We start from the raw sequence: 21379 nt of genomic DNA on the forward strand, positions 1-21379 counted from the left end.
ACCGTAAAAACATTGCATTATGGAATGGATGTACCTCGTACCCGCGCTCCCTTTCCTGGGCGCCCTTATCCTGATCCTGTTTTCCGGTAAGATCGGGAAGCCCGGCGTGATCGCCGTGGGCTGCGGCAGTATCGGGCTGGCGGCGCTGGTGACCATCGTGGCGGGCTGGCAGTTCATGCAGTCGGGCGTTCCGGCGTTCAGCCAGCATTTGTGGGAATGGCTGCGGGTGGGTGAATTCAGCATCGGCGTCAACCTGCGGCTGGATGCGCTTTCCCTGTCGTTCACATTCGTCATCACGTTCGTGGGATGGCTGATCCATATTTACTCGACGGGCTACATGGCCGACGATCCCGATTTCGCGCGGTTTTTCGCGTGCATGAACCTCTTTGTGGGATCGATGCTCATGCTCGTGCTGGCCGATAATCTTTTACTGATGTACCTGGGCTGGGAGGGCGTGGGGCTGTGCAGCTACCTGCTGATCGGGTTCTGGTACAAAGACCCCGCGAACGGCGCTGCCGCGCGCAAGGCCTTTATCGTGACGCGTGTGGGCGATACGGCCATGGCCATCGCGCTGTTCTTGCTCGTGCAGCATACCGGGAGCCTGCAATTGTCGGTAGTGCTGGAGCGGGCGCAAAGTCTCTGGGCGGCGGGAGACCCCACGGTTGTATGGATCGCGTTCCTCCTGCTGGGCGGCGCGGTCGGGAAATCTGCCCAGCTACCCCTGCAAACCTGGTTGCCCGATGCCATGGCGGGCCCAACGCCCGTGAGCGCCCTCATCCATGCGGCCACGATGGTGACGGCGGGCGTGTACCTCATCGCGCGGACGAACGCCATTTTTGCATTGGCGCCCGCGGCGCAGACGGCCGTGGCCATCACCGGGGCGGTTACATTGCTGCTGGCGGGTTTCAGCGCCTGGGTGCAAACAGACATCAAGCGGGTATTGGCTTATTCCACCATCAGCCAGATCGGGTATATGTTCCTCGCGCTGGGCGTGGGCGCCTGGTCGGCCGCCATCTTCCATTTCATCACCCATGCGTTTTTCAAAGCTTTGTTATTCCTCGGTGCGGGCGCCGTCATCCATGCGCTGCATCACGAGCAGGATATGTTCAAAATGGGCGGATTGCGTAAATCCCTGCCCGGCGTGTTCCTCGTGTTTTTGATCGGATCGCTGTCGCTCGCGGCCATTCCGTTCATTTCGTCGGGATGGTACAGTAAAGACCAGATCATCTGGCTGGCCGGCACGGCGGCGGGAGGCAGGCCGGTGTACGCGTTTGCCGCGGTGCTGGGGGCTTTCGTTACGGCGGCCTATACCACACGCATGTTGCTGCTGGTATTTTTCGGGAAGGAACAGACGCACGTCCACCACAAACCGGGCCCGGAGATGATGATACCGTTATACGTATTAGCCGTTTGCAGCACGCTGGCCGGGTTCCTGGAGCTGCCGCATACCCTCGGGCATTTCACCTGGCTGAGCGATTTCCTGCGGCCCGTACTGCCGGAAGTGGTAGCGCCGCATGCCAGCGTGGCGGCGGAATGGGGACTGCAAACCATCACAGCGGGCCTCGCGGCGCTGGCCATTTACATCACCTGGCGATTGCTGAACGCGCCGTTCCCCAAAGAAGCGGGCGCTTTCCTGAAAAGCGGCTGGGGCTTCGATGCGGCGTATGACGTGGTGTTCGTTCAGCCGTTCGTCCGTATAGCGAAGCTCAACCGGAAAGATATTATCGATAACGTATATACCGGGCTGGCCACCATTACCCGCGGGCTTCACCGGATGATGTCCGCCACGCAAAGCGGGATCATCCGGTGGTATGTGCTGGGTGTGGTGATGGGCGCGGTCCTGATACTGTCCGTCATTATCTGGCGGCATTCCATGTAACCTGAAAAACGATTCGGCATGATACTGCTGGCATTCATATTATTTCCACTGGTGGGCGCTTTCCTGGCCTGGGCCTCCGCGGCCGTGAACGCCACCCTTCCGCGATGGATCGCCCTGCTGGTGATGCTCGCCGGCCTCGTGCTCGCCATCGGCATCTGGGTACAGCCGGAGCCGGCCTCGCTGGCGGGGGCAGACTGGCGATACGTCTACCATCAACCCTGGATGCCCCGCTTCGGTGTGAGCCTTTCTTTAGCGATGGACGGCCTCAGCCTCCTCATGATCGTGCTCACGTTCTTTCTCGGTGCCATGGCGGTATTGGTGTCGTGGGAGGAAATCCGTGACCGCACGGGCTTCTACTACTTCAACCTCTTATTCGTGCTGGGCGGTATCGCGGGTGTTTTCCTCGTGATGGACCTTTTCCTGTTCTATTTCTTCTGGGAAGTGATGCTCATCCCCATGTATTTCCTTATCGGCATCTGGGGCCATGGGCGCAGGTTGTACGCCTCGCTGAAGTTTTTCCTCTTTACGCAGGCGGGCGGCTTGCTCATGCTGCTTGCCATATTGGGACTGTATTTCGTACATGGCGCATCCACCGGTAATTATACCTTTTCATACGCTGAACTGCTGCAAACGCCCATTGAGCAAGGGGTCGGCCGATGGCTGATGCTGGGTTTCATGGCGGCGTTCCTCGTCAAATTACCGGCATTTCCTTTCCATACCTGGTTGCCCGATGCGCATACGGAAGCGCCGACGGCGGGGTCCGTCATTCTCGCCGGACTGCTCCTCAAGACCGGCGCCTACGGCATCCTGCGCTTCGTGTTGCCCCTGTTCCCCGAAGCCTGTCATGCTTTTGCGCAGGTGTTCATGCTGCTCGGCGCGATCGGGATTTTGTACGGCGGGCAGCTGGCGTACGCGCAGACCGATTTCAAGCGGCTGGTGGCGTACACGAGTGTGAGCCATATGGGATTTGTGCTGGTGGGGGCTTTCGCGTTCAACGAACTGGCCTACCAGGGCGTGGTGATGCAAATGATCACGCATGGCATCAGCACCGGCGCCCTGTTCATGATCGCCGGGGTGTTGTATGAAAGGCTTCACACGCGCGAACTGGAGAAGATGGGTGGATTGTGGGCGGCTTTGCCGGGATTGGGGACCATCACCATGGTGTTCGTCATGGCATCGCTGGGGCTCCCGGGGCTGGGGAACTTCATCGCGGAATTCCTCATCCTGGCCGGCAGCTGGCAGGCGTCGCCCTGGATCACGGTGCTGGCGGCCATCGGGCTGGTAGTGGCCACGGTGTACAGTTTGCGTATCATGCAGAAAGTATTTTTCGGGATTTCGCTGCGCGAATTCCGGTTGAAGGATATGACGTTCCGCGAAGCCGTGATGCTGCTGCCGCTGGTGATCGCCATCATCTGGCTGGGTCTGTTTCCCCAGCGGGTGATCGACACTGCTTCGAAAGCCGCGCCGGTCGTCGCTTTTCAATACAAGGAAAAATAAATCGGACATATGTCTACCCATGATCTGCTTGCCCTGCTGCCCGTGCTGATCCTCGCCGGTGCCTCCGTGATCGCCATGTTGCTGGTGGCGATACGCCGCAATCACCGGCTAATGCACGCCTTCACCGTAGCGGCATTCCTCCTTGCGCTGCTGTCGCTGTTCCGGCAGCCGGTTACGATGCCGTACTTCGTTGCGCCGCTGTTCGTGGTCGACAAGTTCGCGGAATTCAACACGGGCCTTATCCTCGCCGCGGGCCTCAGCGTGTTGCTGTTGTCGTTCAATTATTTCGAGCAGCGCGAGGAACGGAAGGAGGAATATTACATGCTGCTGTTGCTGGCTACGGTGGGCGGGGTCGTGCTGCTGGTGAGCCGCCACTTCGTGTCGCTGTTCCTCGGGCTGGAAACGATGAGCATTAGTTTGTACGGACTGATCGCGTATCTGCGCGCGCGGGAGCGGTCAGACGAAGCGGGGATCAAATACCTCCTGCTGGCAGCGCTTTCGTCGGCGTTCCTGCTCTTCGGCATGGCGCTGGTGTATGCGGAATCCGGGACGATGGATTTTGTGGGGATCGGGCAGTACCTGAAAAGTATTTCCTCCGCGCCGGTGACGGTGGTGGCGGGATTCGGTCTTATGCTCATCGGCGTGGGGTTCAAGCTCGGCATTGTGCCGTTCCACATGTGGGCGCCGGATATTTACGAAGGTGCGCCGCTGCCGGTGGCCGCCTACATCGCTACCGTGTCCAAAGGCAGCATGCTCGTGCTGCTCATGCGGTTCTACAGGGATGTTAACGGATATGAATACACGATATTATGGTGGGTGCTGGCCATCATCGCCATGGCGAGCATGTTTGCGGGCAACTGGCTCGCGCTCATGCAGCGCAATGTGAAGCGATTGCTTGCGTATTCGTCCATTTCGCATATGGGGTATATCCTCATCGCGTTCCTGGCCGGTTCCGAAGCGGGGCAGGAGGCGGTGATGTTTTACCTGGTGGCTTATGTGATCACGAGCATCGGGGCGTTCGGGGTATTGGCATTGCTGAGCGATGAGCTGAACGACGCGGAAATGCTGGAAGACTTCAGCGGCCTGTTTTGGCGGCAACCCTGGATGGCGGCCATTTTCACGGCGATGTTGTTGTCGCTGGCGGGCATCCCGCTGACGGCGGGTTTCATCGGCAAATTCTACGTGGTAGCGGCGGGGGTGAGTGCCGGACTGTGGTTGCTGCTGGCGCTGCTGGTAGTGAACAGCGTGATCGGATTGTTTTATTACATCCGCCTGGTGGCGGTGATGTTTGCGCCGCAGGAGGGGACATTTGCCCGGAAGCGCCTGCCGTTCTTTGGCGTGTTCGCACTGTCTGCCCTCATGGCGCTTTTGTTATGGTTAGGGATATATCCGTCAGTCCTCATTTCCATGATCCGCGATATGATGCTGACCATAGGCTGACCGGTCGGTTATACTGGATGTGCGCCCGCTTCCCGCGAAGCGGGCTTTTCATTTGATGCAAACAACCGTAGTGATTTATTTCGGGTGATTGAAAACCAATTGGAATTATGCCGCGTATATCTTCGTGTACAACATCCAAATCCATTCACTGAGCAGTAACCTTTCTTAATCCACCAGAAAACGAAGATTTTATGGCAGAAAAACTGAATGTTCCACAGGAACAGGAGGGGCATGCCATGCTATCACCGAAAGGCCAGCAGCGCCGGCGGTTCCTCTCGCTTTTCGCGGGAACCGCCGCTGCGGCCACGTTGATGCATGCCTGTTCCAACAACGACGACCCTTCGCCCGACAATGGCGTAAACCTTGGCGGTGGCGATATCGGGATCCTCAATTATGCTTATGCGCTGGAGCAACTCGAAGCGGCGTTCTACATTCGCGTAACGCAGACTTTTTTCAGCGGCGCCACGGCAACGGAGCAACAATTTCTGACAGACATCCGCGATCATGAGATCGCGCACCGCGAGTTTTTCCGGAATGCATTGGGTGGTAAAGCGATCCCGACGCTGGAGGCCGATTTCAGCAAAATTGATTTCAACAGCAGGGCGAGTGTGCTGGGAACGGCCAAAGCCTTCGAAGACCTGGGCGTGGCGGCCTATAACGGTGCCGGGAAGCTGATCACCGATGGCGCATACCTGTTGCTTGCCGGCAAAATCGTATCCGTGGAAGCGCGGCATGCGGCCATGATCCGCGATTTGCTGAGCAACGGTTCTTTCGCCGACAGCACAGCCGTAGACGCCAATGGGCTCGATATGGCGCTCGCCCCGCCAGACGTGCTGAAGGTAGCCGGCGGCTTCCTGAAATCGAAGATCAACGCGTCCAATCTCCCCACTTCCTGATCTAAAATCCGAATCATGAACATTGAACATATCATTACCGAACTTGAGCAGCAAGACCCCGAGCTCCACGACCGTATGAGCAGCCGGCGGTCCGCCATCAGCGGGCTGGCCAGCATTGGCGGCAAGCTCGCCCTCGCTGCGGTACCTTTCGCGTTGGGCAGTTTGTTCAAGAAAGCCTACGGGCAATCTACTTCCGGCATCGTGCAGGTGCTGCAATTCGCCCTTACGCTGGAGTATCTCGAAGCGGAATTTTATACCCTCGGCGCGGCTGCGCCGGGCCTGGTGCCCGCCGGCCCGCCGACCGGTGCCATCGCTACGATCCGGGACCATGAGAACGCGCATGTCTCGCTCTTGAAAACGACGATCATTTCGCTGGGAGCAACGCCGGTGCCCAAGCCCACATTCGATTTCAGTGCGGGCGACGGCAGCGGGAACGGGCCGTTCAAAGGTGTTTTTTCGAATTACCCGCTTTTCCTTGCCGTGGCGCAGACGTTCGAGGATACGGGCGTAAGGGCCTACAAGGGGCAGGCGGGCGAACTGATCTCCAGTAACGACGTGCTGACGGCCGCGCTGAAGATCCACAGCGTAGAGGCGCGCCATGCCGCCCATATCCGTTACATGCGGAGGAACCTCACGGCTAATGACACCATCAAGCCCTGGATCACCGGGAAAGACACCGGTGGCATCGGCGCCGCCGTGCAGGCCAGTTACAATGGTGAAGACGTCAGCGCGCAGGCGGGGATCAACATCGTAGGGATCAACGGAACGGGCGTAGGGGTGAACGCGGCTACCGAAGCGTTCGACGAGCCCCTGAGCAAACAGGCCGTGCTGGATATCGTGGCGCCGTTTATCGTTTAAATTGACTTGTGTTTTCCATACCGTCGCGCCCCGGGCCTTCCGGCGGCGCGGCGTTCTTATCTTGCAATATCGATTTTCCGGCTTGGGATTTTATCCTTATTTTGCGCTACTGCCGTTTCTTTCCGGCAATATCAAACCCAAGTCTGCTTATGATACAGAAAAGTATGTTTCTTGCCGCCGGCGCCTTCCTGCTGGCCGGCGCACCCGTCACCATGGCGCAAAGCCCCACCAAACTGCTCCGCAACCCCACGGTGAGCGCGCAGCACGTGGCCTTTATGTATGGTGGCGATATCTGGATCGCGAACCGCGATGGTTCCGCGCCCAAAAGGCTCACCATCAACCCCGCCCTGGAAACCGAGCCCGTGATCTCGCCCGATGGCAAATGGGTAGCCTTTACCGGTAACTACGACGGCAATTCTGATGTGTACGTGGTGCCGGTTGAAGGTGGCGAGCCCCGGCGCATCACGTTCCACCCCGCTTCAGAGGTCGTTCGCGGGTGGGTGGATAACGATCATATCCTCTACGCTTCCGGCCTGGAATCGCCCACGGGCAGAACACAGCGCCTCTACACCGCCAGCCTCAAAGGTGGCCTCCAGCAACCGCATCAGCGCATCCCCGAAGCTACCCAGGGCGCCGTTTCGCCCGACGGGAAGTTTACCGCATACATCAAAAATCCCGATCCTACCGAAGGCGGCGCCGTGTACCGCCCCTTCAAACGCTACCGCGGCGGTTATGCGCCCAAAATCTGGATATTCAACCACGCCAATAACCAGATCGTGGAAATCCCCGGGGAAAACGCCAACAACATCCGCCCGCAATGGATCGGCAAAAACGTTTATTTCCTCAGCGACCGCAACCACACCATGAACGTTTTCCGCTACGATACCGATTCGAAGCAGATTACGCAGGTAACGCAATACAAGTCGGACGATGTGAAATCGCTCCAGGGCGACGGTAAAACCCTCGCGTTCGAACAGGCAGGCACGCTCCACCTGCTGGACCCCGGTACCGGCAAAGTGACCGACCTTTCCGTGACCCTTCAGGCGGATATTCCCTCCAAACGGCCGCGCTACGAAAAGCTGAATAATTTCGAGAACGTGTTCCTGTCGCCCACCGGCGCGAGGCTCCTCGTGCAGGGGCGCGGCGAAATCCTCTCCGTTCCGAAGGAAAAAGGCGATGTACGCAACATCTCCAATTCCCCCGGCTCCCACGAACGCCTGCCGGGCTGGTCGCCCGACGGGAAGTACATTTCCTATGTTTCTGATAAGGACGGCAATTACAAGCTCATCCTCCGCGACCAGAAAGCCATGGATACGCCGATCGAGATCGAGCTCGGTAAAACGGTGTATTATTTCGGCCTGTCCTGGTCACCCGACAGCAAAAAAATCCTGTATAGCGACGCGCACTTCAACCTCTTCGTGCTCGACGTGGCCAGCAAAAAGATCACCAAAGTAGCGACGTATGCTAACGGCAGCATCCCTTCCGGCGGCAGCAACCCGTTCCAGCCTTCGTGGTCGCCCGATTCGAAATGGATCACTTTCGTAAATGCCGAGGAGAACGGATTTGATGCGGTGTTCCTGTACGAAGTGGCCGGCGGCAAAACCGTTCGCGTAACCGACGGTATGAGCGACGCCAGTGCGCCTTCGTTCAGCGCCGACGGCAAATTTCTCTTCTTCCCCGCCAGCACCAACAGCGGCATGGGCCTCAGCGGATTGCACATGCAGACCTACGACCGTAGCAATGCCATGGCGCTCTACGCAGCCGTACTGTCCAATAAAACCGCTACGCCTTTCACGCCTGAAAGCGATGAGGAAACGGTAAAAACCGACGAAAAGAAAGAAGATAAGGACAAAGAGAAAGACAAGAAGAAAGACAGCACCAAAGCCGCTCCTGCCAAGCCGGAAACAGCGTTTGTAGACGTAGAAGGCCTGCAGCAGCGCATTGTCACGATCCCGGTTCCGCAAGGCGTTATCTATGGCGTGAATGGCGCGGTGAAGGATAAAATTTTCTTCACCGACGGAGGTGAGATCAAGTACTTCGACCTGAAAGAAAGAAAAACGGAAACCTTCGCCAAAGGTGGCCGTTTCATGATCAGTGCCGACGGGAAGAAGATGCTCATCGCCGGCGGCGGGAACAACTTCCAGATCGTGGGAACGGAGCGGAAGCCCGCGCCGGGAGACGGTAAGGTAGACCTGTCCAACGTAACCGTTTACGTAGACCCCGTGGCCGAGTGGAAACAGATTTTCGACGAAGTGTACAAGATCGAGAAAGACTTCTTCTACGTGAAAAACATGCACGGCGTGGATTGGGACGCCAACCGCCGCAAGTATGAAGCCCTGCTGCCGCATGTGAGCAGTCGCGCCGATCTCACTTACCTCCTCAACGAAATGATGAGCGAAATGGTGGTGGGCCACAATTACGTGGGCCTGGGCGATATGCCTTCCGGTCCGAGCGTCAACGTGGGCATGCTGGGGGCAGATTACGAAGTGATCGACGGCCGCTACCGCATCGCGAAAATCTACAACGGCGAAAGCTGGAATCCCGAGGCCAAAGCGCCCCTGGCCATTCCCGGCCTCAACGTGAAGGAAGGCGATTACATCCTGGCCGTTAACGGCGTTCCGCTGAACGCAAACACCAGCATCCACGAACTGATGCAAAACCAGGCCGGTCGCCAGGTGACGCTGAAAGTGAATGGCTCCGCTTCGGAAACCGGTGCGCGCGAAATCGTGGTGGAACCTGTTTCCGTATCTACTGAATACGGTCTCCGTTACGTAGACTGGGTAGAAGGGAACCGCCGGAAAGTAGACCAGTTGAGCGGTGGAAAGATCGCTTACCTGCATATGATCAATACCGGCCGCGAAGGGTATAATTCCTTTAACCGTTATTACTATGCGCAGGCCGATAAAAAGGCCCTGCTGCTCGACGAGCGCTTCAACGGCGGCGGCTCGGTGGCCGATTACGTGATAGACGTGCTGAACCGGGAAGTAATGAGCTACTGGGGCGTGCGCGACGGCCGCAGCTTTACCACGCCCGGCAACGGCATCTACGGCCCGAAAGCCATGCTGATCAACGAATACGCAGGCTCCGGCGGCGACATGATGCCCTGGATGTTCAATCACAAGAAACTGGGCAAACTCGTCGGTAAACGCACCATGGGCATCCTGGTGGGCATCAGCGGATATCCCTCGCTCATCGACGGTGGTTATGTGACTTCGCCGAGTTTCGGTATTTACGATACCAACGGCAAATGGATCATCGAAAACGTAGGTACGCCTGCGGATGTGGATGTGGAGCAAACGCCTGCAGACGTGATCGCAGGCCGCGATCCGCAGTTGGAGAAAGGCGTGCAGATCCTGTTGGAAGAACTGAAAGCGAAGACCTGGCAACCGGTCCCCAAACCGGCCGACCCGGTACGCGTGAAATAATCCGCAACGGAATGTTGTTGAACGGCCGCCTGGAGCAATCCGGGCGGCCGTTCATTTTTACCCGTTTTTCATCATCCGTTCCGCGAGCCGCGGCGAAATCCGGAAGAGCATTTTCAACAGCCGGCTCTTCCCGATATGCTGTTCGGTAACATCGCCGTTCAGGTTGCGGATGAAAATTCGGGCGAGCCTGTCCGGAGACATTTTACCGCTGCTGCGATCGGCCGTCATGGCGGTGTCTACCAGCGGCGGAACGATCTCGAACACTTTGACGGAGGAGCCTTCCAGCTGATACCGGAGCGCTTTCGCGAAGGTGTGGATGGCGGCTTTGGTGGCGCAATACACGGGTGCGGATCGTTTCGGGGCGATGTATAATGCACTGCTGACGAATACGATGGCAGAAAGTGGTTGTGCGGCGAGAAGCGGCAGCAAGGCGTTGGTGAGCAGGAGCGGAGCAATGAAATTGATCTGCGTTTCAGTGGCGATGTTTCCGGCGGATGCGGGATCGCGGCCGAAAGCGTAGCTGAATTGCACGCCGGCATTGTTGATGAGGACATTGAGGGTTGGGTGGTGGTCGCGGATGTAGTTGCGCAATGAAATCGCGGACGCCGGGTCGGCATGATCAATCTGGAAAGTGTGGATGCCGGGCAGTTCCTTTTCGGCGGATGCGAGTTTTGCGGCATCGCGCCCGGTGATGATGACGCGGTTGTTGTTGGCATGGAATTGCCGGGCCAGCGCGAGGCCGATGCCGGAGGTGCCGCCGGTGATGAGGACGGTATTGCCGGAAAGATGCATGAGCAAAGGATTTCCGGCAAATTTCCATTCCAGCGGTGTGAATTCCGTTTACATAGGTAAAGAAATCAGCGGCCGGAGGATTTCCTGCGGATGCGGCTCAATTGCGTCGGCGAAACGCCCAGGTAGGATGCGATGTGGTATTGCGGGACGAGTGCCTCCAGCGCCGGGAACCGCTCGCGGAAAAGCCGGTAACGCGCCTCCGCGTCCAGTTGCACGATCTCGATCTCGCGTTGCTCCTTGGCTACGAAGAACCCCTCCGCCAGGATGCGCGCCGCCCGCTCCAGGTCCGGACAATGAGCGAACAGCTGCCGGAAAGGCCCGTAGGGCGCGGAAAGCACCGTACAATCCGTCAGCGCCTCCTGCTGGATCATGTTCGGCGCTCCCGTGATCAGCGACGCATAGCCCCCGATGAAGCAGGGCGCCGTGAAAAAATGCTTGTTGTATTCCTGTCCGGCGGCATTCCGGTAATATGCCCGCATGACCCCTTCCGCCAGGAACCCGATTTCCCGCGCCAGTTGCCCTTCGCGGATGAAATGTTCCCCTTTGCCGAGGCGCCCTTCCGTAAACAACGGCTGCACCCGATCCCATGTAGCGGGCGCGATGGGCGTCAAATTGTCGAGGAAGCGATGGAGCTTATCATGTGGCATATCGGCGGACGGATTTGTTCCTAAATATACGGATTGACGTTGCGCAATCGCGGCAAAAACATATATTCACCTACTTTTTAATGTTCAACCTCGATGAAGACAATCGCCCGATTTATCGCTATCGCCTTATTCACTTCCACCGCCGTACAAATCGCTTCCGGTTGCGCCGCTTACCCGGACCGGCAGCAGGCATCCATCAAGGAAGTACCCATTTCCCCCGATACCGGCAAAACCGCCGACCTGGTGCTGCTGGCGCGGGTTTGGGGATACCTGAAGTATTTCTCGCCCGTTATCAGCGAACGCAACATCGATTGGGATAAAGTACTGGTCGATCAGCTGAAGGCGATGGACGAAAACCCCAACGCGGGCGTGCTTCCATCCATCCGCGCGATGCTCGATTCTGCCGCGCTTTCCGCGCCATCCGGCCGGAAATCCGGTGCGAAGCAGCTCGCCGATGCGAAGGAAATCGAAAAAGTGAACGTAAACCACGAATGGATCGCATCCGCAAAGCAGCTCGGCCAGGCGGAAAAAGACCGCTTAACCGCATTGGCAGACTATTTCAAGCCGTTCAAAAATAAATACATCATCACGCCGGACGTTTCCGGCTATCCGTCTCCCCAATTCAAGGAGGAAACATACGGGAAAGACTTCCTGCCCGAAAAGCATTACCGCCTTTTGGCGCTGTTCCGCTACTGGAACATCATCGAATATTACCTCCCCGCGAAATACCAGCAGCAAGGCCAGTGGCCTGCGAAGCTGGCGCGCTTCATACCGGACTTCGCCGATGCCAATACCGATCGCGCTTATGCCCAGGCCTTGATCAGGCTCAACGCCGCTATTACGGACGGTCACAGCATTATGCCCACTTTCGCCAAATTCCCCGAATATGTGCTGCCGGGCCGGCTCATCCGCTTGCCCTTTACCATGGCCGTTATCGGCGATACGGTTTTCGTGCATCAGACCGATTCCGGGTTTGCGGAAATGAGCGGAATGCGGCCGGGCGACAGGGTACACAGCATCAACGGCATGCCGGTGATCCGCTACGTAGATTCCTTACGGGCCGTGATGAGCGACCCGCGAAGGGAAATGAAGGATTACTACATTTCCGTATCGGCAATGCTGCGGATGATGCCGGCGAGCGGCGATACGCTGAAGGTCGGTTATGAAAGCGGCGGCCAGCCCAAAACATTCCGGGTAAAGTATGGAGAAGATGACGTTGCGCGGTATCTGGCGATTGGCGCGAGGGCCTGGGCAAAGCAGCAGGAAGCGCAGAAGCAGGAAGTGCCACCACCGGGCATGCGGATGCTGGAAGGCGATATCCTGTACATCGATCCTGCGAAATGGTCGGGCAAAATGGCGGATACCACGCGGGAATTGCTCGCAAAAGCCAAATCCCTCATCATCGAATGCCGCACCTATCCCAATTTCGATTTCATCAACTTCACCCATTTCCTGTTCAAAAAGCAGACGGAATGCATTTTATGGAACGGAACTATCAGCTACCCCGGCCTCACGAAAACTGTGGAATATAAGCGCGGCCCCGATCGCAAAGTCCATTTCAAAGGCAAAGTGGTGGTATTGATCGCGGAAAAGTCTGTCAGCCGCCCGGAAATGCTCACCATGATCGTGAAGGCCCGTAAAGGGAATACGGTGCTGATCGGCCGTACCACCGGTGGCGCCGACGGAGACGTTACCCAAATCCCCATGGTGGGCAACCAGGATATGCGTTTCGTGATCTCCGGCCTCGGCGTCCTGTATCCGGATGGCGGTTACACGCAAGGCATCGGCATTGTGCCCGATGTGGAAGTGCCGCTGACCGTTGCGGAATTCACAGGCGGGAAAGACGTAATCTATCAACGCGCCCTTCAATACCTCGCCGCAAACCCCTGATCAACAGGTATACAAAACAGGAAAGGCGCCCTCGCATGGGGCGCCTTTCCTGTTTGTAAAAATTGCTTTGGAACTATAAACCGTCGTTCCAGTTCGGGTTCTGTGTCAGAACTTTGTTCGTCAGTTGCCGTTCCTGGATGGGGATCGGCTGGAGGTAATCCCTGTTTTCCTGGAAGGTTTTGGTGGTAGTGCGGTTGATCAGCACGTTACCGGCATTGTTTTCCAGCTCAATGTCCTTGCCCAGTTTGAAGTACTGGACACCTGCTACTGCGGGGTCCGGTTTATTGCCGGTGTAAATATACACGTCGATCTTGCCGTCGCGGTCGAGGTCGTACTGGCCCGCGCCGGGGAAGTACATCCCTTTGAACTGGCGCACTACGCTCTGGCCGGATTTCCAGCGCATGAGATCGTTCCAGCGGTGGCTTTCCATCACCAGCTCGATCCTTCTTTCCCGGCGGATTTCGAGGATTACGCCTTTGTTGGCGCCGGTCACGGCCGGGTATTGTGCGGCCATGTACGGGTCCACATTGCCATTGGCGGCCACGAGGTCCAGGTTAGGCATGGCCACACGCTCGCGGAGCAGCCCGATAGACGCGTTGATGTCGGCCTGCGTGAGCGTGCCCAGTTCAGCCTTGGCTTCGGCGAAGTTCAGCAGCACTTCCGCGTAGCGGAAAATGGGCATGGAATTGATGGAGCGGTTGTAAGAGTCGAAAGACATGTCCGTTACGAACTTGATCAGCTGGTAACCGGTCACGCTCGCACCGAAATCGGGCACCAGCGGGTTGTTGGTCCCGATGCGCGAATAACCGGGTGTACGGATGGTTTGGGCCAGGCGCGGATCACGGTTTTGCGTTTCGCCGTAAAACGTGATCGTGTCGTACCGCGGGATGTCCGTAAAGCGGGAGCCGTCTGCCATCAGGTAACTGTTCACCAGCTCCTTGTCCAGTCCCGGCTTGCCGTAAGACGAAGTGATCGTATAGTAGTTAACGTTATGCCAAACCGACAATTCGTTGCTGAAAGTCCGGGCGAGGATGATCTCGTCCTTGTTCGGCGCGATGGAGGCGAACAGCTCGAGGTATGCCTTGCTGGGCGTGGATTTGTAGATTTTATACAAGCCGGTGCTCATCAGCTGTTGCGATGCCGCGACCGATTTTTCCAGCAGGGCTTCCCAGCCGGCTTCATTCCGGTATTTTTTCCAGGTCCCTTCGAACAGGCAAACGCGGCTCAACAGGGCCATGGCGGTATATTTGGATACCATTTCCGTAGATTGGGGGAAAGTGGCCACATCCATATTGGCGATCGCGAAATCCAGGTCGGCGATGATGGAGTCTACCACCACTTTGCGGGGCGATCTGGGTTTGGTAAGGGATTCCTTGTCCTGGTAATCGATGGCGTTGGTATACCAGGGCACATCGCCGAAGCGCTGCACCTTGTCGAAATAGAAATAAGCGCGGAAGAATTTGGCCACGGCGGCAAACCGGTTTACCTGTACCTGTGGCATGACGCGGTTGTAGTTGTCGAGGTAGTAATTGATTTTCCGCAGTTCCGTCCACGTCCAGTTGCCACCGGTCAGGGGCACGGTGCGGCGGCCGGTCACCTGGTCGCTGAGCGACTGCTTCACCACGTTGTCGATATCTTCGTTGTATACGCCTTCGGCGGATGGGAATGCGCTGTAGAACGAGTTCAGGTAGAATTTCTGTTCGTTGTCGTTATTGAAATACTGGTCGGGTGCTACCTGCGAAAGCGGCTGCCGGTCCAGGAATTTGCTGCAGCTGCTGAAAAGCCCGGCTGCGGCGATTGCAAATATGGAAAGTTGCTTTTTCATTGTTGTTCGATTGTAGGATTAGAAAGACAGGTCCAGGCCGGCGGAGAACACTTTGCTGAACGGATATACACGGCCATTGGCTTCGGCGTTGGCCTGTTCCGGATCGATGTACTTGGAGTCCAGTTTGGTCCAGGTCAGCAGGTTGTCGCCGCTCACGTAAACGCGGAGGCGCGACAGTTTGATGCGCTTCAGCATGTGATCGGGCAGGGAATAGCCGAGGGTGAGGTTTTTCAGGCGGAGGTACGCCAGGTCGCGCATGTACTTGTCATTGACGTTGGTGAGCGGGTTGTTGCCGTTGAGGGCGATGTAGCCGCGCAGGCGCGGGAAGTAGCTGTCCTGGCCTTTCTCCGGCGACCAAACCTTGTCGGGGAAGTCGGTGGGGAGGAAGGAGTAGTACGGACGGCTGTAGGGGCCCCAGAATTTATCCGCGTTCGCGCCGGGGTACCAGTCTCTTTTGCCGATGCCCTGGAAGAAGAACGACAGGTCGAAGCCGTTCCAGCTGGCGCCGCCGTTAAATCCATACGGGTAGCGGATCTGGTTGTTGCCGAGGCGTACGAGGTCGCCGTGGTCGCTCAGGGTGTTCAGGCCGTTATTGATGATGCCGTCGTTGTTGAGGTCTTTGAACTTCAGGTCGCCGGCGAGCAGTTTGTTGTACTGTCCGGAAGCGGATTTGATGTTGGAGCCCACCAGGTCCTGGTTCACTTTTGCCTGCCATGCGGCGGCTTCTTCGTCGGAATTGAAGTACCCGTCGGTCACATATCCCCAGATCTCACCGTATTTCTGGCCTACGTAATAATCGTTCAGGCGCTGGTTGTCGTTGGAGAACCGGGTGATCACGGAGCTGAAATCGCTCAGGTTGGCGCCGATGTTCCAGATGAAGGGCTTGCCGGCCAGATCGAATGAGCTGTTATAGTTCACGCTGATCTCGAAACCCTTGGTGCGGAGGTCTGCCGCATTTTCCTGCGGTTCGCTGGCGCCGAACACCACGGGCAGCGTTGCGCCTTTGGTGAGCATGTCTTTGGTGTCGCGGATGTAGTAATCGAAGCTCAGTGTCAGTTTGTTCTGGAACAGGCCTGCATCCAGGCCGAAGTTCTGCGAAGCCGTCTTTTCCCAGGTGAGGTTGGGGGAGATGGCGTTGGGCGAAGCCAGGTATTCCAATTTCTTGCCGCCTGCCACCCAATCGTGCGTACCGCGGTTCAGCAGCGGAATGTAGGGATACGCGCTGGAGGTCACCTGGTTGCCCAGCTGGCCGTAGGAAGCACGGATCTTCAGGTCGCTCAGTACGTTTTTAACAGGCTCGAAGAAGTTTTCCTCGCTGATCCTCCAGCCGCCGGAAACAGACGGGAAGAAGCCGAACCGGTTGCCTTTCGGGAAGCGGGAAGTACCGTCGTAACGGCCATTCACTTCGAAGAGGTATTTGCCTTTGTAATCGTAGTTGGCGCGGGCGAAATAGCCCAGCAGCGCCCATTCGCTCTGCGCACCGGAAATAGTGTAGTAGCCGGAGCCGAGGCCGATGTCGTTCAGGTCCTGCGACAGCAGGTCGCCGCGCTCGGAGGTGATGCGTTTGAACTGTTTCAGTTCCTGGTTGTAACCTGCCATGAATTTCACGTTGTGCTTGCCGTAGCTTTTGGTGAATTCGCCATAAGCGTTGGCTACGTGATAGTAATCCTGGTTGGTTTCTTCACGGAGGAAGTCGGGCCGGGGCACTTTGCTGATCACGCCGGGGTAGATGGAGTAGGGCGAAGAAGTCTGCCGGAAGCTGGCCGTGGTCGGGTTATCGTTATCCCGCGCAGGGTTCAGCGTGAAGGTGTAGTTGGCGTACAGGTTGATGTTGTCGTTCACCTTCACGGTTACGCCCCAGGTGCTCATCAGTTCGTTCCAGCGTTGAACGCCTTTGTTTTTGCCGTAAAGCAGGTCGGAGAAGAGGCCGTCACCGATCTGGTAGTTGTTCAGGGCGGTGATGTAGGTGGCCGTGCCGTCGGGGTTTTTCGGAACGTAGGAGGGGAGCGCGTGCACGGTGGAGTTCACGAAGTTCGTGTTGGGGTCCCATCCCGGGTAGGTGTATTTGCCGATCATGAGCTGCGTGTTGTTGGAGAACGTCAGCCATTTGTTGGCGCGCACGGTGAGCTTGGTGCGCAGGTTGTAGGAGTTGTACACGTCGCGGTTCAGGCGCATCATGCCTTTTTTGTTGAACATACGGCCCGATACGAGGAAGTCCACTTTTTCCGTTCCGCCGGAAATGCTCAGGCTATGCTCCATACCGTCTTGCGCGGGCAGGAAGAACTCGTCCCACCAATCGGTATTGCCATAATATACATACTGGTCTTTGTTATTCCGGCGGTCGATCACCACGGAAGGGAGCGATTTGTCGGTCTGGCGTTTCTTCAGCTCTTCCATGTCTTTGGGGGTGTACCGCGTGTAGGTGTTGCCGGTAGTCACGAGGAAGGCTTCGTCGTTCAGCACGGCGGCAGTGTAGCCGTCGGTGATGAAGTCGGTGGAAACAGTGGAGTAAGATTTATTGAAGTTGTTGCCGTAGTTCACGGTGAGTTTCCCTCTTTTGGCGGCTTTGGTGGTAACGAGCACTACGCCGAAGGCGGCGCGTGCGCCGTAGATGGCGGCTGCAGCGGCGTCTTTCAGGACGGTAACCGTTTCAATGTCGCGCGGGTTCACGTTGTTCATGGAGCCGGGTACGCCGTCTATGAGCACCAGCGGCTGTGCGCCGGAGCTGAGCGGGTTGTTGCCGCGCACGTTGAACCGGCCGTTGGCGCCGGGGCGGCCGTCGGTGAACGTGATGTTCAGACCGGGAACGGCGCCCTGCAGGGCCTGGGTGACGTTGGCCACGGGGCGGTTTTCAAAGGCTTCAGCGCCTACCTGGCTGATGGCGCCGGTGAGGTTCACTTTTTTCTGGGTGCCGTAACCTACCACAACCAGTTCGTTCAGGCCTTTGGCGGCGTCGGCGAGGGTGATGGCGGGAAGTGGGTTGTCGCCTGCCTGGAGGGTTTTCCCGGTAATCGATTGCGTTTCGAAGCCGATGAAGGTGAAAGTGATGGTAACGGGCGTGCCGGCAGGGAGGCCGGCGAGGCGAAATTTACCGGAAATGTCGGTAGCGGTGCCTTTCCGCTGGCCGTCCGGCGTTTTCACTTCCACGGAAACGCCGGGTAATGGTTCGTTTTTCTGGCTGGATACGGTCCCCGAGATCGAGGCTCCGCCTTGCTGGGCCAGTACGGCCAATGGGAGGAGGCCTGTCAGGAACAGTCCGGCGCATAGTTTTCTAAGCATGTTGCGCATGATACAGTAGTTTATAGATTGATGTGTAAAGAGCATGAGAAGTCCTGCAGGCGCGGTGTTTCGCCCTGCGGGTAATGTATGCGGTCATGAATGTTCCGTTTGCGGGCGCAAGATTGGAATTTATCAAGCGCTCACCTAACTTCCGAGGTTAAGGAACTATTAAAGAAATGTTAACCAATTGAAATAGTGGTGGCATTTGACGTGGATTTTGGTTTTAGTCTTGGTATTCAATAAATTATAACTCTCTATTCTTTGGATACTTTCAGGAATGTGCGCTCAAAGGCCTAAAGTACAGTAAAAATTTACAAATTAATAATGAAAAAGTAGGTGTGTTTGAAAGTAAAGGGAAGAAAAGTGAAAGTGGGGTGAAATAATATGGTTATGCTAAGAAATTATAGGGATAACGGAGTCGTATAATAAAAAACGCCAGCCGGGGACGGATTTCCCCTGGCTGGCGGTTATGCAAATCGTTCGTTCGATTATTTGATCACCATCTGGATCGTATTGGCGGAACGCTGCTCCAGCAATACGTTCCGGTTTTTCGTCAACTTGTCGATCAGCCCGTTTTGGTAATGGCGGATCGTCAGCAGTTCCAGTCCTTCATTATAATTGATCCGGTAGCCGCCATGCAGCGCCTTGATCAGCAGCTCGATCTTTTCCGGGTTGTTGTCGATCGCGCAGGAGAAGGTAATGGCCCCGTTCTGGGTCAGGTTGATCTTGATCTTCTTGTCGTGGAAGATTTCGTAAATCTCACTGATCTTATCTTCGGTGATAAAGGAGAAATCTCGGGAAGTGATGGAAATGAGCACCTGGTTTTTCTTCAGCACGATGATGGGCGGCAGTTTGCGGTCGTCCACGTCCTGGCGGATCACGGTGCCGGGGAGGCTCATATCCAGGAAGCACTTCACATACAAGGGGATCTGCTTGTTCTGCAACGGCTTGATCGTTTTGGGGTGGATCACCTGCGCGCCGTAATACGCCATTTCGATCACCTCGTTATACGCGATCTCCGGAATGTCGATCGTATCGGGGAAAAGCTTGGGGTCGGCGTTTTTCAGGCCGGTCACGTCTTTCCAGATCGTCTGGCTTTCGGCGTTGAGGAGGTTGGCGAACACCGCGGCGGAGAAGTCACTTCCCTCGCGGCCGAGCGTCACGCTTTCGTTCTGGTCTGTGCTCCCGATGAAGCCCTGGGCAATGACGATATTGGCCGTATTGAAAAGCGGCAGCACCTTCTGGTTCACCTGCAGTTCGGTGATTTCCCAGTTGATGTTGGCATCACGGAAGTTATCGTCTGTCCGGAAAACGTCGCGGACGTCTACCCAGGTATTGGTAATGCCCACCTGGTTGAAATAGGCGCTCACGATGGCGGTACTGAGCAGTTCGCCCAGGCCCACCAGCTGGTCGTAATAGTAATCGTAAGAACGGAGGGGCTTTTCACCCAGCGTCCATTCCGCTTCGGTAAAGAATTGCTGCAGCTGCGTGAACAGCGGATGTTCACGGTCGCCCAGCAGCGATTGCGCCACCTGGATGTGCTGCTGCTCGATGTTGAAGAGCAGCTGCGCGGCGATCTCCCGCTTGCGCATAAAGTAGTTCTGGGCTACCTTCTCCAACTCGTTGGTCGTTTTGCCCATCGCCGAAATCACCACCAGCAGCTTGCCGGATGCGTTCGCTTCGATAATTTTTCCTACCTGCTGGATGCGCTCAATAGTTTCTAAACTTGCGCCGCCAAATTTGAAAACCTTCATACTTTGGTCCCTCTTCTTTATAAAAAATCTGCGGCAAAGTACGGCAACTTTAGAATTGATTAAAAATCCAACGGCCAAAAAATGACGTATTTCTTAAAAAGGACTGATTTCCCGTACCTTAGCCCGGCCAAAACCAATCAATTCAAACACGTTTATGAAATTCAACCGCCAAGTGATGAACCTGGACGAATTCACGATCCAGGACCTGAAAAACTATCCCGGCGCCACCGGCCAGCTGTCTGGCCTCCTGCGAGACATTGGCCTCGCGGCCAAGCGCGTGAATGTCGAAGTGAACAAAGCCGGTATCGCCGACATCCTCGGCGAAGCGGGCAAAACCAACGTCCAGGGCGAAGCCGTCAAGAAACTCGATGAATTCGCCAACGACCAGATCATCGCCTCGCTCGCCAGCTCCATTTACTGTGCTGGCGTGGCTTCCGAGGAAAACGACACCTTCATCGCCTTCGAAGACGAATATTCCATGAACTCCAAGTACGTGGTGCTCATGGATCCGCTCGACGGTTCCAGCAACATCGATGTCAATGTTTCCATCGGCACGATCTTTTCCGTGTACCGCCGCCTGTCGCCCAACGGCACGCCCTGCACGCTGGAAGACTTCCTGCAGCCGGGCTCCCAGCAGATCGCGGCCGGGTACATCATCTACGGCCTCGTCCACCATGCTGGTCTACGCCACCCGCCGCACGCTCCAGGGCTTCACCCTCGACCCGTCCATCGGCGAATTCTGCCTGTCCCATCCCGATCTTAAAGTGCCGGACGACAGCGACATCTTCTCCGTCAACATGGGATATTATCACCTGTACGAGCCCAAGGTCCGCAACGCCATCGATCTTTTCGTAGCTACCGACCCGAAGCAGAAGATCTACCGGCACCGGTTCGTGGGCTGCATGGTCGCGGAAATCCACCGCACCCTCATCCAGGGCGGCATCTTCATGTATCCGGCTTTCGGGAAATATACGAATGGCCGCCTGCGGCTTTGCTACGAATGCAACCCCATGTCGTTCATCATGGAAAAAGCGGGCGGGATGTCCATTTCCGCCGGCAACCAGCGCCTGCTCGACGTAAAGCCGACCGAACTGCACGAGCGCATCCCCATTTTCATCGGCTCGAAAAGCATGGTGGAAAGGGTACAGGCGGAGATCCGTTAATTTGGCGCGAATTTGGATAAGGCAATAATAGAAC

At 56.7% G+C, this 21379-nt stretch carries 14 protein-coding genes; 9 read left to right on the plus strand and 5 right to left on the minus strand.

Annotation, left to right across the window (positions count from 1 at the left end; all coding sequences use genetic code 11):
* Positions 1-19: 19 nt before the first annotated feature.
* From nuoL to WJU22_RS15635, 6 genes are all read left to right on the plus strand, one after another.
* Positions 20-1879 (plus strand): NADH-quinone oxidoreductase subunit L, encoded by a 1860-nt coding sequence (gene nuoL / locus WJU22_RS15610; RefSeq protein ID WP_341839111.1) that lies wholly within the window; start codon positions 20-22, stop codon positions 1877-1879.
* Between the two features lie 18 nt (positions 1880-1897).
* Positions 1898-3376, plus strand: a complete 1479-nt coding sequence (nuoM, locus tag WJU22_RS15615; RefSeq protein ID WP_341839112.1) for an NADH-quinone oxidoreductase subunit M — start codon at positions 1898-1900, stop codon at positions 3374-3376.
* A 9-nt stretch (positions 3377-3385) separates the two neighbouring features.
* Entirely contained in the window at positions 3386-4816 is a 1431-nt protein-coding gene (locus WJU22_RS15620) for an NADH-quinone oxidoreductase subunit N (RefSeq protein ID WP_341839113.1), read from the plus strand.
* A 191-nt stretch (positions 4817-5007) separates the two neighbouring features.
* Entirely contained in the window at positions 5008-5712 is a 705-nt protein-coding gene (locus tag WJU22_RS15625) for a ferritin-like domain-containing protein (protein WP_341839114.1), read from the plus strand.
* 15 nt (positions 5713-5727) lie between these two features.
* The gene (locus WJU22_RS15630) at positions 5728-6570 is read left to right on the plus strand and encodes a ferritin-like domain-containing protein (protein WP_341839115.1); all 843 of its coding nucleotides are present in this window, start codon (positions 5728-5730) and stop codon (positions 6568-6570) included.
* A gap of 149 nt (positions 6571-6719) precedes the next feature.
* Positions 6720-9995 carry a S41 family peptidase gene (locus tag WJU22_RS15635; protein ID WP_341839116.1) on the plus strand — a complete coding sequence of 1092 codons (3276 nt, stop codon included), beginning with the start codon at positions 6720-6722 and terminating at the stop codon, positions 9993-9995.
* Between the two features lie 57 nt (positions 9996-10052).
* Here WJU22_RS15635 and WJU22_RS15640 read toward each other — a convergent pair whose 3' ends face one another.
* On the minus strand, positions 10053-10787 hold the full coding sequence (locus WJU22_RS15640) for an SDR family oxidoreductase (protein ID WP_341839117.1): 735 nt from the start codon (positions 10785-10787) through the stop codon (positions 10053-10055).
* Between the two features lie 65 nt (positions 10788-10852).
* Positions 10853-11434, minus strand: coding sequence for a Crp/Fnr family transcriptional regulator (locus WJU22_RS15645; protein ID WP_341839118.1), 582 nt, complete (start codon positions 11432-11434; stop codon positions 10853-10855).
* Positions 11435-11527: 93 nt separating this feature from the next.
* Here WJU22_RS15645 and WJU22_RS15650 point away from each other — a divergent pair, with 93 nt between their 5' ends.
* Positions 11528-13324 carry a S41 family peptidase gene (locus WJU22_RS15650; protein ID WP_341839119.1) on the plus strand — a complete coding sequence of 599 codons (1797 nt, stop codon included), beginning with the start codon at positions 11528-11530 and terminating at the stop codon, positions 13322-13324.
* A 73-nt stretch (positions 13325-13397) separates the two neighbouring features.
* Here WJU22_RS15650 and WJU22_RS15655 read toward each other — a convergent pair whose 3' ends face one another.
* The 3 genes from WJU22_RS15655 to WJU22_RS15665 all read right to left on the minus strand — a co-directional run bounded on the left by WJU22_RS15655 (position 13398) and on the right by WJU22_RS15665 (position 20182).
* A complete protein-coding gene (locus WJU22_RS15655) occupies positions 13398-15149 on the minus strand; it encodes a RagB/SusD family nutrient uptake outer membrane protein (RefSeq protein WP_341839120.1) in 1752 nt (583 codons plus the stop codon).
* Positions 15150-15167: 18 nt separating this feature from the next.
* Positions 15168-18437 carry a TonB-dependent receptor gene (locus WJU22_RS15660; RefSeq protein WP_341839121.1) on the minus strand — a complete coding sequence of 1090 codons (3270 nt, stop codon included), beginning with the start codon at positions 18435-18437 and terminating at the stop codon, positions 15168-15170.
* Positions 18438-18916: 479 nt separating this feature from the next.
* The gene (locus WJU22_RS15665) at positions 18917-20182 is read right to left on the minus strand and encodes an aspartate kinase (RefSeq protein WP_341839122.1); all 1266 of its coding nucleotides are present in this window, start codon (positions 20180-20182) and stop codon (positions 18917-18919) included.
* Positions 20183-20336: 154 nt separating this feature from the next.
* Here WJU22_RS15665 and WJU22_RS15670 point away from each other — a divergent pair, with 154 nt between their 5' ends.
* Together WJU22_RS15670 and WJU22_RS15675 are read left to right on the plus strand one after the other, a co-directional pair.
* A complete protein-coding gene (locus WJU22_RS15670; RefSeq protein ID WP_341839123.1) occupies positions 20337-20945 on the plus strand; it encodes a class 1 fructose-bisphosphatase in 609 nt (202 codons plus the stop codon).
* Positions 20857-21345 (plus strand): class 1 fructose-bisphosphatase, encoded by a 489-nt coding sequence (locus WJU22_RS15675; RefSeq protein ID WP_341839124.1) that lies wholly within the window; start codon positions 20857-20859, stop codon positions 21343-21345. The genes WJU22_RS15670 and WJU22_RS15675 overlap by 89 nt, the downstream gene beginning before the upstream one ends.
* The last annotated feature ends 34 nt before the right edge of the window (positions 21346-21379 follow it).

The organism is Chitinophaga caseinilytica (genome assembly GCF_038396765.1).
GTDB lineage: Bacteria > Bacteroidota > Bacteroidia > Chitinophagales > Chitinophagaceae > Chitinophaga > Chitinophaga caseinilytica.